This window comes from Bradyrhizobium sp. (assembly GCF_004799445.1).
Lineage (GTDB): Bacteria > Pseudomonadota > Alphaproteobacteria > Rhizobiales > Xanthobacteraceae > Bradyrhizobium.
This window is the reverse complement of sequence record NZ_SSNA01000221.1, coordinates 1-12,828: the sequence shown is the minus strand read 5'-3', so window position 1 is coordinate 12,828 and position 12,828 is coordinate 1. Positions and strand designations below refer to the sequence as shown.

Here is a 12,828-nt window from a genome sequence, read left to right as displayed (position 1 = left end):
AGAGGCCAGGCGCCGGTGCTGAAAGGCGTGGCGCGCTGGCATCGCAAGGCGGGCGTGGTCAGCCACGTGTTCACGCATTTTCCGCTGCAGCTTGTGGTCTATACCGCCAACGCGCCGGCGCGGACCCGGGCGCCGGAGGGCATGCGCTGGGTGCCGATTGCAACCCTGCGAGATGAAGCGCTGCCGAATCTGATGCGCAAGGTGATCGCGCATGGGCTCGGTCTCTGATTCTCCCGCTGCCTAACAGCGTAGGGTGGGCAAAGCCAACGGGTCGCGCGAATGCGCGCCCGATGACAGGCTCCGCGTGCCCACCGACGCCCCAGGGTTTCACGCCGAAATTGTTTTTGATTGATTGGTGGGCACGGCGCAGATGCGCCTTTGCCCACCCAACATTCTGCTGTCGTTCCGGGGCGCGCGTCAGCGCGAACCTCAGATGTGCAGTTGCACATCGGGCAATCTCGCGTCCTAATCTCTAGATTCCGGGTCCACGCGAAAACGCGTGTCCCGGAATAACGAATGCAGGTGCGGTCAGGCCGCTTTGGTCTTGAGATGGCGGAACATAATGTTGCGCGCCTCGTCGTCCATTTCCGTCTTGAAAGTGAACTTGTCTTTCAGCGCGATCGCGCGCGATGCGGCCGGTCTAGCCGAGACTTCATCGAGCAGGCGCTTCACGTTGGGATATTTGGTGAAGACATCGTCGCCGAGCACGAACGGCGCCATTCGCGCCCAGCCCCAGAACGCCATATCCACGATGGTATAGCTATCGCCGACCATGTAGCGGCTGCTGGCGAGGTGATCGTCGAGGATCTTGTAGTGACGGTGCGCCTCGAACTGGTAGCGGTTATGGGCATATTCCAGCTCCTTCGGCGCGAAGTGCTTGAAATGCACGGCCTGCCCCGAATAGGGACCGAGGCCGGTGGCGATGAACATCAGCCAGGACAGCAGTTGCGCGCGATTGCCGGGCGTGGCGGCGGGCAGGAATTTGCCGGTCTTCTCGGCGAGGTACAGCAGGATCGCGTTGGAGTCGAAAATCATCACCCCGTCATCGTCGATCGCCGGCACCTTGCCGTTCGGATTTACTTTGAGGAATTCCGGCTTGAACTGGTCTCCCTTGCGGGTATCGACCGGCACCGGCTGGTAGGGAAGGCCGGACTCCTCCAGAAACAGCGCGACCTTGGCGGGGTTCGGCGCGCCGTTGAAGTAGAATTTGAGCATGAAAGTCTTCCCCCGGTTCTTGTTTGCGGTCTGAATCGGCCGTGACAAGGCTCCGCCTACCGCGGATTGCCAAACTTATCTGCGTCGGTTCTAAGCCGAGTGCAACCGAAGACTTCGTGAAGATCATTCGGACGAAAGCGTGGGCCGGCTCAAACAAATGTTTACCGTGCCCGCTTCTACAGGAGGTAGTGGCTTGCATTCAATACAGCCTGCGCTTATGGCCTGATCCGGCGGAGGTTGCGCATGTCACGATACAGGAAAATCCGATCCGTCTCCCTTGTCCTCGCTGGCCTTGTCGCATGTACGGCTGGAGCTCCCGCCCGGTCGCAACAGCCCGGGGCCCCGTCGGCGGTTCAACAGCTGTTGCTTCCGCGCATTCAGGCCGGCGTCACGCTGGAACGATATCTCGAATTCCTGCGCAACGATTTCTTTCAGGTTGACGCCGATATCGACGGCCAGATCACGCAACGCGATGTCGATCTGCACACACTGATGGAAGGCATCCAGGCACGGACGTCCGCCATCAACATGGTGATGCGGTACGATCTGGATGGCGACGGCTTTGTCACCGAGGAGGAAGTCCGTCGCGGCATGAGCTATGACCTGCGCGGCCAACTGGGCCTTGCGGCCTTCAACAAGGCTTCCAAGCCTCAGCTTCCGGCCGACGCTGCTGCGAAGCAGATCGACAACATGGTGCGGACGATCGGCGCGCTCGATACCGACAAGGACGGCAAGGTTAGCGTTGCGGAGGCCGCCAAATTTGGATCGTCCGGCATCCAGGGGCGGGGACAGAACGGGCAGTCGGCCCGCGCGCGTCAGTTCCTGACAATCGATGGCGCTTCCAAGGGCGCACTGACTTTGACTGAGTATCAGGCGGCGGGCGAGGCTCTGTTCCGCAAGATCGATGCCGATAGCGACGGCACGATCTCGCAGCAGGAGCTGACTGACTATCGCACACGAGCCGAGCGTGCCGGATGTGAAATGCCTGCGGCATCCGAGAAGGCCGAGATCGTTGTCCTGAGTAGCTACCAGACCGATGCGCTCTCCAGCGTCACGCTCGGCTCGCAGGACACGGTGGTCCACGCCGGCCGCGTGGTTGTTGAGCCAGGCGTCGAGCCGCTCTACGTCGTGATCGCGACGTACGCGCCCACCATCTGGCAGTTCTCAGGCGCGGTGGAACGGGTTGAACGGTTGGTGATGACGAGTTCGCGAACCGGACCCAACAGCGGCGACGCTAACCAACGGTCGCTCGTCGGCGCAACGGGCATCCCGCAGGAGCGGGTCAGCTTCTTCAGCCGATCCAATTGCCTGAACTATTTCTACGAGACGCCGACGAGCGCTTCGTTGCAAGCCGTGGCCGCGATCCGAAACGCCGCTGGCAACGCGCCGGAAACGGTCGCCGCGAAATATTCCATCGCAAGTTTCAAGGTGCCGTCGGGTGCGATCGAGGCGCAGAGCGAAAAGCCAGCGCGCGGTCTCATTATCCAGAAATCCGAAGGCGCGCTGAACATCGTTGGTAATGCGAGCAATGTGATCATCCAGGCCGGACCAAGCCGCGCGAAGGACGACATGTACCGATTTTCACCGGGCGGCGTTATCGAGATCGATCCCAAGACGGTAGTCGGCAGCGTGCCGGCGGCAAAGTACGAGGTGCTGCCGGCGCAGGCCGGGCTCGTTCAGTTGCTCTCGGCCGGCGCTTTGACCCAAAACAGCGTGGGCGAATATATCGTGCACCAGAAGATCCGCTTTCCCGCAGGGCTCACCGGCGCGCATTCGGTCACCTTCCTGGTCATGAAGGGGACACCCTATCCGGATGGTGATCCCGGGCATTCCTGCGTAATAGTTGAGGAAAGCGGCGAGAAGAAAGGGGCCGGCTGCCGTTAGGCGCGGCGCTCTTGGCGAGGATGCTCAGCCCGCCGCCGTTCCGGAGCGGATTTCGGCGCGCTGCTCGTCGATCAGCTTGAGGCCCTAGTTGGTCTCGATGTGCCAGAAGGTCAAAGCGGGGCTGCGTCACGTGCTGCGGGAGCTGCCTCGGCAATCCGGTGACGGCACCGAGCCGCAAATGGGCCAAGGATAACAAAATGAAACTGCTGATTGGTGACCTCGCCCGGGATGCTGGTCATCCCCACCTTTTGCCAAAGACAGGGGAGCTCGCTTGGTCGACTTTCCAATCGAAAAAATCATAATTGCCGGACCAGGCGTGGACTTTGGTCCCGCAAACCTCGCAGCTGAAACTGCCGGAATGCTTGTATGGATGCTGCTCCCTGGTCGCGACGTAAGGCAACCCGCAATTGGGACAGCTGAAAAATTCGGTGGTCCATATGTCGCTGGCCATCCCGCAAATATGCAAAAGATACGGAGCGGTTCAAGCCGCCATCCCGCGCTAGAATTAACGACATCCTACTCAGACTTCATAAAGCCTGCCGATGGTCTGATGGCGTCGCACCTGGATGGCGTCCGCCTTGCTGCGCAAAGCGGACTCAAGCCGGACGTCGCGCCATAAAAAGTGCCACAAGCTGCCGTGGCTCGGGAGCCAAAATGTCTGCGTCCCTTGACGCACTGGTTACTTGGAGCGTTCGAAGCTGACAATGCTGCGTGTCGTGCCCTTGTCTGACCAATTCGGCATGATCCGCCATGGGGTCAATATGTCGAGCCGGTCCCCCTCCAGTTTGAAAGAGCGGACTTGCTTGGTGCCAACCCACTCCGGATTCCAGGCTACGTCGACACTGGTCGTCCAGGTATCTCCTCCGACGCTGTAAGTACCCGTATAAGCGACCAGCGTGTCTAACAGCTCCGCCCTCTCACGATCCGTCTTGGCAGGTTTACGGCCTTCTCCCGTCAGCATGAAGAACACACGTCCTCCCGGCAAGAAAGTCACGTAGCCATTGGGCTTATCTCCCATGACCGGTAATTTCTCTCCGGTCGCCTGCACTTCCGCGACATAGGAAACCAACCTCCAGGTTCCGACAATTCTGCTATTTTCCTCGCCGAAGCTCAACTGCATCAAGATGGCAGCAAGAAAGATCGCCAACACGACTGAATGACCTGCTCTCACGCTGCTCTCCCCCGTGACGGTGAACACCGCATAGATTATTGCGGGTCGCGCTAGTTGGCGTTGATGTGGCTCAAAGCGGCCGAACACGAAGATCTTGCGGATGATTGCCACCGATTGAATATGACCTCTCGAGAATACTTCATCGAGATCGTCGATCGGGCCAAATTGCCGTCCGGAGGGTCGAACGGCTGAAACGCGTTTGATCTCACGCGATCTTGCCCGACGGGCAAATCAGTTCGTCTTCGGCTTGTCGCTTGTCCAGCCTCGTATGCAAAAAAATTCTGCTTCGCACTTGTCCCAAATCACTTTTATGTTCGTGACCGTCTCGTCCCTCTGGAGGGGCGGCTCGCGATCGTCACGGACGCGGGGCGGGATGCGGTGGACGCGGATGGCGCTCGTGACGAATGGCGCCTGATGCGGACGGCGAAGTCGTGTGGTCCTGATGCCCCGACGCTGGCATCAAGTCGGCGGAAGCGATTCCGCCGGCGACGGTGGCAAGAAAGCCCGGTCACCGGGGAGAGCACGAAGGAAACCGTTAAAACCATTGCGCAGGGAAGCCGGAGTGTTTCTGGTTGAACCTGTGGTCCTACCCCCGTGCTTTTTTTGCACGGGACCCACGGGTGCAACCGGCACCCGGCTTTCCCTGCGCCCTCTGATTGAAGAGGGCGGAACGTGCAGGCCAAACCTCGCGCGAAACAGGCAGCGAGATCGCGAAGCTGTGTGCTGTTTGAAATTAGAATCTGCGCACCACGGTTTGTCGTCCCCGCGTTCGCGGGGACCCATAACCACAGGAAGAGGTTGTTTGCGCGGAAGCCGTCGAACAGCTTTTTTCGCCACGCGCGGCACGGCGTATGGGTCCCCGCGTTCGCGGGGACGACATCTCATGGAAAATCTTGGCGTGTGGGATGGCGCTCTTCGCGCCGCGTTACCAACTTCTTGAAAAAGCTCAGCCCGCCGCCATTCCGGAGCGGATCTCGGCGCGCAGCTCGTCGATCAGCTTGAGGCCCTTCTTGGTCTCGATGTGCCAGAAGGTCCAGCCATTGCAGGCGCCGGCGCCCTGCGCCACCGCGCCGATGCGGTGGATCGAGCCGACCTTGTCGCCGAGCATGATGGCGCCGTCGGCGCGAACCAGCGCGCCGTGACGCTTCTTGGAATCGACCAATCGAGTGCCCGGCGAAATCATGCCGCGCTCGATCAGTTCGGAGAACGCCACCCGCGGCGCGTCGCGCGCGGTCATGAACGGCGCCAGGGTTGCTTCCGGCAGCGGCTCGATGGCGGCGATGCGGGCTTCGGCCGCAGCCGCATAGGTCTGGTCGCGTTCGAAACCGATGTAGCGGCGGCCGAGGCGCTTGGCCACTGCGCCGGTGGTGCCGGTGCCGTTGAACGGATCGATCACGAGATCGCCGGGTTTGGATGACGACAGCAGCACGCGCGCCAGCAGCCCTTCCGGCTTCTGGGTCGGATGGACCTTTTTGCCATCGGCGCCCTTGAGCCGTTCCTCGCCGGTGCACAGCGGGATCAGCCAGTCGGAGCGCGCCTGCACGTCCTCGTTGGCGGCCTTCAGCGCTTCGTAGTTGAAGGTATAGCCCTTGGCCTTCTCGTCGCGCGCCGCCCAGATCATGGTCTCGTGGGCGTTGGTGAAGCGGCGGCCGCGAAAATTCGGCATCGGGTTGGTCTTGCGCCAGACGATATCATTGAGAACCCAGAAGCCGAGGTCCTGCATGATGGAACCGACACGGAAAATGTTGTGGTAGGAACCGATCACCCACAACGTCGCCGACGGCTTCATGGCGCGGCGGCAGGCCAGCAGCCAGGCGCGGGTGAAGTCGTCATAGGCGGCGAAGGATGAAAACTTGTCCCAGTCATTGTTGACGGCATCGACGTGGGATTCGTCGGGGCGCTTGAGATCGCCCTTGAGCTGCAGGTTGTACGGCGGATCCGCGAACACCAGATCGACGGAACCGGCCGGCAATTTCGACATCTCGGCGACGCAATCGCCTACGATGATGCGGGTACTCGGATCAGACTCAAATTTAGTGCGGGGCGCCTTTGCAGACGCCCCGCGACGCGACACAACCATGACTCAAATACTCTGACTCAGGCGACGCTGTCGGCGACGCGGGACTAAACAACCGACTGGCGATACATTGACGAGGCAAAGTAAAAATCGGCTTAACTGGGTAATTCTTTCACGCTAGGCAATTTTTGCCGGGCGGGTTATTAATTAACGCAATGAAAATTCTCGCTGCATCGATGCCGGCGAGGCTGCTGCAAGTAAGGAATGAGGAAAACCGGCCATGCGTTACGATGACTTTCGCCGCAGCGACGACATCGACGATCGTCGCGATGACAGCGGCGGCGGCATGGGCGGCGGTGGCTTCGGTCTTCCGATGGGCGGTGGCGGTCTCGGCATCGGCACCATCATTGTGCTCGGCCTCGTCGGCTACGCCTTCGGCATCGATCCGCGCGTCCTGATCGGCGGCGCGGAAATTCTCACCGGCGGCGGCCAGGCGCCGAGCTATCAAACCGATCGGCGGTCCCCGACGGTCAAGAAAGGCGCGCCCACCGACGAGATGGGCAGCATGATCTCCGGCATCCTCGGCGAGATCGATGATCGCTGGAGCGAAATCTTCCAGGCCTCGGGGCAAAGCTATTCGGGTCCGCGCATCGTGCTGTTCCGCAACGCCACCAATGGCGGCCGCTGCGGCATGGCGCAGTCGGCGATGGGGCCGTTCTACTGTCCGCCCGACAAGCAGATTTTTCTCGACACCGGATTTTTCCGCGAGGTCGAGACCCGGTTTCACGGCTGCCAGGGCAGCGCCTGCAAGTTCACCGCGGCCTATATCATCGCCCACGAAGCCGGGCATCACATCCAGAACCTGCTCGGCATATTGCCGAAGGTGACGGCGCAGCAACAGCAATTGCGGGCCGACGGCAACAAGGCGGCCGCCAACGCCCTGCAGGTGAGGGTGGAGTTGCAGGCCGATTGCCTGTCCGGCGTCTGGGTCAATCGCGAGGAGAAGAAGCGTCCGGGCTTCATCGAAGCGGGTGATATCGACGGCGCGTTGCGGACCGCGTCGGCGATCGGCGACGATACCCTGCAGCGCCAGGCCACGGGCAGGGTGGTGCCGGATTCCTTTACCCACGGCTCCGCCGCGCAACGAAAGCAATGGTTCATGACCGGCTATCAGCAGGGCACGGTGCAGGCCTGCAATACATTCGGGGCAGGGGCGCTGTAGTCCGTGCCCCGGATGCTGCGCAGCGCTCTTGCGGTGCGCCGCTGATCGGGGGCCTATGTAGCGTGACCGAAAGTGGGTCCGGCTCCTGCGGAGCAGCGTAAAGGACGCTGCACCGCGCCCGGGACAGGAGGTGGGAGTGCCATGACCTCGATCGATGAACCAAAACAATTCGTGCCGCTCAACATCGCGGTGCTGACCATTTCCGACACGCGCTCGCTTGCGGATGACAAATCCGGAACCACGCTGTCGGAACGGATCGTTGCCGCCGGCCATGCGCTCGCGGCACGCGAGATCATCGTCGACGATGTCGACGCGATCCGCATCATCATCAAGCGATGGATCGCCGATCCCGGCGTCGATGTCGTCATCACCACGGGCGGCACCGGCTTCACCGGCCGCGACGTGACGCCGGAGGCGATCGAGCCGCTGTTCGAGAAGCGGATGGACGGCTTCTCGATCGCGTTTCACATGCTGAGCCACGCCAAGATCGGCACCTCGACGATCCAGAGCCGCACCACCGCGGGTGTCGCCGGCGCCACCTTCATCTTCTGCCTGCCGGGATCGCCGGGCGCCTGCCGGGACGGCTGGGACGGCATTCTCGCCCCCCAGCTCGATTACCGCACGCGGCCCTGCAATTTTGTCGAGATCATGCCGCGGCTCGACGAGCACCTGCGGCGGCCAAAGGCGAAAGGGGCGTCGGCTTGATGGCCGGCCAGGCCGCTGAACGATCTTTCTTAGCCGCTCCCAAAGCGTGCGCCACAGGTTACGGCAGGCCTCGGCGCGTAGCTGATGGGCCCTTCTCTTGTGGAAAGCCATGCGTTCCGGTGTGACGCGGCGCGATAAATCGCGGCGCGTCGGCATCAGAGTTCGCGCTCCCAGGTCTCGCCGATCAGGTTTTGGCCGAAACTGCGGTGCGGTTGGCTGCTGACCAGCACGAAGCCGGCGTCCTGATAGATCTTGCGGGCGGCCACCAGAATGCTTTGGGTCCACAGCGTGATCTTGCGATAGCCGCACACCTTCGCAAAAGCGATGCATTCGGCGACCAGGCGCTGTCCCAGTCTCTGTCCGCGTCCGGCCGGATCGACCAGCAGCAATCGAAGTTTGGCGACGTCGTCGCTGTGCCTGACGAGAAAAATCGAACCGACCGGCGCGCCGTCGAGTTCGGCGATCCAGCAGCGTTCCCGCGAAGCATCGAAGGAGCCAAGGAATTTTGCGGCGATCTCCGCGACCAAAGCCTCGAACGAGGCGTCGAAGCCGTATTCGCTGGCATAGAGCGCGCCATGGCTCTGCACCACCCACCCCATGTCGCCCGGACCTGGTTCGCGCAAGGTGGCGGCCGCTGCGGCGACGGCGGAGGAACCCAGCAGCCGTTCGATCGCGGCCATCGCCCCGATCAGGTGTTTGCGGTCGCCGTCGGACAGCGTGGCCAGCATGCCGGCGACGGCATCGTGCGAGCTGCGATCGAGTTTCGCGAATTCCTGACGGCCCTTCGCCGTCAGGCCGAGCCGATATTGCCGGCGATCGGCGGGCAATGGCTTGCGGGTGATCAGCCCGTCCTCGTCGAATTTCTGCACCATGCGGCTGAGGTAGCCGGGATCAAGACCCAGTTCGATTCCGATTGCCTTCGCGGACGCGCCTTCGCAGGTGGCAAGTTCGTACAACACCCGCGCCTCGCTCAGCGAGAACGGACTTTTCAGTAGCTGCTGGTCCAGAAAACCGAGCTTGCTGGTGTAGAAGCGGTTGAACGCGCGTAGCGCTGATATCTGGTCGTCGTGATCCGGCTGAGACATGGCCCACCTCAATACTTGCCATTGTCAAATAATTATTTGACGTTGACAAGTATCAGTCAGGCCACGATGATCCGGCTGCGCAGCAGGGTGCGCGAGGACCGGCCGAGTTGCCGCAATAGTCTGGCTTCGGAGCGGCGGGCGTCCGGCGCATAGCCGCCGAGCCGGTCGTAATGGTCGCGCGCGATCAACAGGCCCTGGTCGGTCCACGGCCCGGCGATCATCCGCGCCAGGAACTTCAGGCCATCGCGCAGCCCGGTGTCGGCATAGGGCGAGCGGGCGTAGCGGAAGATGCCGGCGCGGGGACGTCCGCTGTCGGAGACGCGCTGGATGAACTGCGTGGTCTCATCGATCCAGCCTGTGTCCAGCACCGCTCCGGCATGCAGGAACATCAGCCAAGGCGAGCGGGCCTGGCGCGCGCCCGCCGCCAGCGCCGCCGCGTGCGATCCCTCAAACGCCAGAAAGCGGCATCCAGCGACATCGGCGACCCGCTCGATCACGCCGTTGCCGGCCCGGTCGACCAGGAGAACTTCCCGCACCACGCCGGCGGCAGCGCCCGGCACCAGCGCTGCCAGCGTGGCGACCGCCGGCTGCTCGGCGCCTTCGGTGGGGATGATCACGCTCAGCATGGACGGCTCTTGGCGCCTCAAATATGAAGAAAGCGCCGCACTGTTATCACCTTGTCACATTCAAATCAGCCCGCCGATTGCAGCTTTTTACGGCAACCAGATGCCCGGCGGGCGCTTCGCGGCAGGGGCGAGCGGCTATGGATCAACGGCTGGCGACACGGATGCCACCGCTATCCGCCGGTCGATCCCCGCCGAGCTCGCTGAACCGGAGATGATTTCGGCTTGCCCGGCTGATGATCGTGGTGGCGGCCCTGCGCCCGCCACGTCGTGATCTCGGCGAGTTCCGCCTCGGGCCGCGTCACCGTCGTTTCGCGCTGTCCGAGATAGATGTTGCCGTTGTTGCCGTCGATGGTGACCCAATCGCTTCCGGAGATTATGGTACCGGCCAATTGCGCCCGGTCGGCCACCACGTCGATCGCCATGCCGCTGCATCCGACTATGCAGGGCTTTCCCATCTGACGCGCGACCAGCGCGGCATGGGCGGTGCGCGCACCCACAGCCGTTACGATGCCGGCCGCGACCGCAAAGCCCGCGACATCGGCCGTGCTGGTATCGGGCCGCATCAGGATCACCGGGTCGCCGGCGGCCGAAAGCCGTTGTGCGTTCTGGGAGGAGAACGCAGCGCGTCCGATCGCGATTCCGCCCGATGCGCCGATTCCGGTGAGCAGCGGCTGGTCAGCCGCGACCAGGCAAACCTCAACCAGAGCCGCAAGATCGATGCCGGCAATTCGATCCAGCGCTTCCTCGCGCGTGATCAGTTTTTCGTGCGCGAGGTCGATGGCGATGCGCAACGCCGCGCGCGGTGTCCGCTTCGCCGAGCGGGTCTGGAGGATCGACAATTTGCCGTCCTCGATGGTGAACTCAACATCCTGGACGTCGCCGAATTCCTGTTCGAGCCGCTGCAGGATACTGCCGAGTTCGGCCGCGAGGTCTGGCAGCGCGCGGGCGATGGTCTCTTCGGTGTCGGGCGTCCGGCGGCCGGAAACGACATCTTCCCCCTGGGCGTCGAGCACCAGGTCGATCATCGGTTGTCGCAGCCCGGTTGAGGGATCCCGCGAGAACGCGACCCCGGCGCCGGATGAAAGCCCGCCATTGCCGAACACCATGGCCTGGACCGTTACCGCGGTGCCTGCGAGGTGATCAAGCTGCTGGAGATGGCGGTAGGATTGCGCCCGCTCGCTCATCCATGAGCGATAGACCGCCCGCGCCGCGCTTTCGAGCTGCGCGCTCGCGTCCTCAAGCCGGCCGTCGTCATAGCGCTCTTCGATCAAGGCCAGTTCGTCCGCGGCGAGACGCTCGAGCGCCTCGCTGTCCAGCTCGCGGTCGCTGGCGACGCCTTCTGCCAAAGTCAATTCGGCCAGGCGGGCGGAGAACATCGCGGGGTCGAGGCCCAGCACGGTTTCGGCGTAGCTTTCGAGAAAGCGGCGCCGGCAATCCCACGCCAGCCGCGGCCGGCCGCTGCTGCGGATCAGACCCTGCACGGCAGCCGACGTGCAGCCGACGTTGAGCACCGTGTCCAGCATACCCGGCATCGATCGCGCGGCTCCCGACCGTACCGATACCAACAACGGCTGCCGATGGTCGCCGAAGCGCTTTTCGGTCGCGCGTTCCAGGAACTCGATGCCTTGCTTCAGCCCTTCCTGCAGGTCGCGTTCGGCGTGCGCATCCTTGCCAATGATCGCTGCGCAAAGCTTGACCGGGAGCACGAAGGCCGGCGGTACCGGCAAACCAAGCGCCGCCATGCGCGCCAGGTTGGCGGCTTTGGCGCCAATGGCGTCGGCCGAATGTGTTTCCGTCGATCCGCCCCCGATACGCACGATATGCATGGCTCGAATCCCTTATTTATTTGAGCATGATCTTTTCGGAAAACCGGTCTCCACTTTTCCGGATCATGCTTTACGCCGATAAGTCAGCCATGATGTGCCGCCGTAGCAGATGTCCGAAGCCGGCCAATCGATCGGTGGCGCGCTCGATGGCGCGGGCAAGCTCGATCACCGAGAGCGACGTCGCCACGTCGAAGTCGCCGGCAAACACCCGTGCGGTGACATCGCGCTCCCGCGCGTCCGCGGTGTGCTCGGCATCGATGAGGCGGATGACGGCGTTGAGCGCATCTTCGGAATCGGCGCGGCGCCCCTCCGGAACTTCAACCGCGGCGGCAAGCCCCGAGGCTGCAGCCTCAGTCGCGGCGGTGGCGACTGCGCACAGCTCGGCAAGCGTCGAAAGCAATGCGGGATCGATCCCGGCCGGCGCCAGCGAGCCGATGAAAGCGGCCTGCTCCAGTTCGTCGACGGATTCCTCGACGCGATCGACCAGCTGTTCGATGATCGGTCCGGCGTTGAGACGGGCGGCTTCCATGCGGGCTTCGAGGGCAATGCGATCCGCCTTGCGCTCGATCAGGCTGGCTCTTGCCGCGAGGCGTTTGCCGTCGTTCGGGCGGCCTGCCCGCAGCGCGGCAATATGGTGGGCGATCGCAGCGGTAATGTCGTGCGCCAATCCGACCTGGCGCAGCACGATTGCAAGCAGCGCGCTGTCGACGCGTTCCAGGCGCCTGACCAGGTCGGCCTCGATCTGGTCGCGGACCAGCCTGACCGAGCGTCCGGCGCTCAGCGCCTCGGTCGAAACCCGCATCGCGGTCTTGAGGAAGTCGACCGCGGCGTTGCGCCCGAGCGCCTGATCCAGCCGCTCGCCGAACCCGATCCGACTCGGCGCGGCGTTGCGCACCGCGGCGCCGATCAACTCATTGCCGCCGAGTTCGAGAAAGGCGCGGTGGCCCAGGTGCTGCCGGGCGGCCCAATCGAGAATGCGCGCGGCATCCTCCTTGGCGACCCAGCTGCGCAACAGCTTGCGCGCCTTGTTCCAGTCGATCAGAAAAACCAGCGCGGCGCCGAGCGCGGCCAGGAAGG

The 12,828-nt window shown here is 63.1% G+C and carries 11 protein-coding genes and 2 pseudogenes; 5 read left to right on the top strand and 8 right to left on the bottom strand.

Features of this window, described 5'->3' with window-relative positions; translation table 11 throughout:
- The coding region (locus E8A46_RS28980; protein ID WP_291568478.1) for an NUDIX domain-containing protein at nucleotides 1–228 on the top strand (228 nt) is incomplete at its 5' end.
- A 300-nt stretch (nucleotides 229–528) separates the two neighbouring features.
- Here E8A46_RS28980 and E8A46_RS28975 read toward each other — a convergent pair.
- Entirely contained in the window at nucleotides 529–1,215 is a 687-nt protein-coding gene (locus E8A46_RS28975) for a glutathione S-transferase N-terminal domain-containing protein (RefSeq protein ID WP_291568476.1), read from the bottom strand.
- 363 nt (nucleotides 1,216–1,578) lie between these two features.
- On the opposite strand from E8A46_RS28975, the gene E8A46_RS28970 reads away from it, so the two are divergent.
- Together E8A46_RS28970 and E8A46_RS28965 are read left to right on the top strand one after the other, a co-directional pair.
- Nucleotides 1,579–3,099, top strand: a complete 1,521-nt coding sequence (locus tag E8A46_RS28970; protein WP_291568474.1) for an EF-hand domain-containing protein — start codon at nucleotides 1,579–1,581, stop codon at nucleotides 3,097–3,099.
- Between the two features lie 271 nt (nucleotides 3,100–3,370).
- Nucleotides 3,371–3,718 (top strand): hypothetical protein, encoded by a 348-nt coding sequence (locus E8A46_RS28965; protein WP_291568472.1) that lies wholly within the window; start codon nucleotides 3,371–3,373, stop codon nucleotides 3,716–3,718.
- A 60-nt stretch (nucleotides 3,719–3,778) separates the two neighbouring features.
- Here E8A46_RS28965 and E8A46_RS28960 read toward each other — a convergent pair whose 3' ends face one another.
- Nucleotides 3,779–4,381 carry a lipocalin-like domain-containing protein gene (locus E8A46_RS28960; RefSeq protein ID WP_363252795.1) on the bottom strand — a complete coding sequence of 201 codons (603 nt, stop codon included), beginning with the start codon at nucleotides 4,379–4,381 and terminating at the stop codon, nucleotides 3,779–3,781.
- An 835-nt stretch (nucleotides 4,382–5,216) separates the two neighbouring features.
- Nucleotides 5,217–6,350, bottom strand: coding sequence for a site-specific DNA-methyltransferase (locus E8A46_RS28955; RefSeq protein ID WP_291568470.1), 1,134 nt, complete (start codon nucleotides 6,348–6,350; stop codon nucleotides 5,217–5,219).
- A 217-nt stretch (nucleotides 6,351–6,567) separates the two neighbouring features.
- On the opposite strand from E8A46_RS28955, the gene E8A46_RS28950 reads away from it, so the two are divergent.
- Both E8A46_RS28950 and moaB read left to right on the top strand, forming a co-directional pair.
- Nucleotides 6,568–7,509, top strand: coding sequence for a neutral zinc metallopeptidase (locus E8A46_RS28950; RefSeq protein WP_291568468.1), 942 nt, complete (start codon nucleotides 6,568–6,570; stop codon nucleotides 7,507–7,509).
- A 141-nt stretch (nucleotides 7,510–7,650) separates the two neighbouring features.
- Nucleotides 7,651–8,214: a molybdenum cofactor biosynthesis protein B gene (moaB, locus tag E8A46_RS28945; protein ID WP_291568466.1), complete on the top strand. Its 564-nt coding sequence runs from the start codon at nucleotides 7,651–7,653 to the stop codon at nucleotides 8,212–8,214.
- Between the two features lie 9 nt (nucleotides 8,215–8,223).
- Here moaB and E8A46_RS30530 read toward each other — a convergent pair.
- The 5 genes and pseudogenes from E8A46_RS30530 to E8A46_RS28925 form a co-directional block, all read right to left on the bottom strand.
- Nucleotides 8,224–8,325 (bottom strand): annotated as a pseudogene (locus tag E8A46_RS30530) (RSP_7527 family protein); the annotation flags it as partial.
- Nucleotides 8,326–8,369: 44 nt separating this feature from the next.
- Entirely contained in the window at nucleotides 8,370–9,299 is a 930-nt protein-coding gene (locus tag E8A46_RS28940; RefSeq protein WP_291568464.1) for a helix-turn-helix domain-containing GNAT family N-acetyltransferase, read from the bottom strand.
- Nucleotides 9,300–9,355: 56 nt separating this feature from the next.
- On the bottom strand, nucleotides 9,356–9,925 hold the full coding sequence (locus E8A46_RS28935; RefSeq protein ID WP_291568462.1) for a glycosyl transferase: 570 nt from the start codon (nucleotides 9,923–9,925) through the stop codon (nucleotides 9,356–9,358).
- Nucleotides 9,926–10,095: 170 nt separating this feature from the next.
- Complete coding sequence (locus tag E8A46_RS28930) at nucleotides 10,096–11,751, bottom strand: PEP/pyruvate-binding domain-containing protein (protein ID WP_291568461.1); 1,656 nt, start codon at nucleotides 11,749–11,751, stop codon at nucleotides 10,096–10,098.
- Nucleotides 11,752–11,821: 70 nt separating this feature from the next.
- Nucleotides 11,822–12,828 (bottom strand): annotated as a pseudogene (locus E8A46_RS28925) (hypothetical protein); the annotation flags it as partial.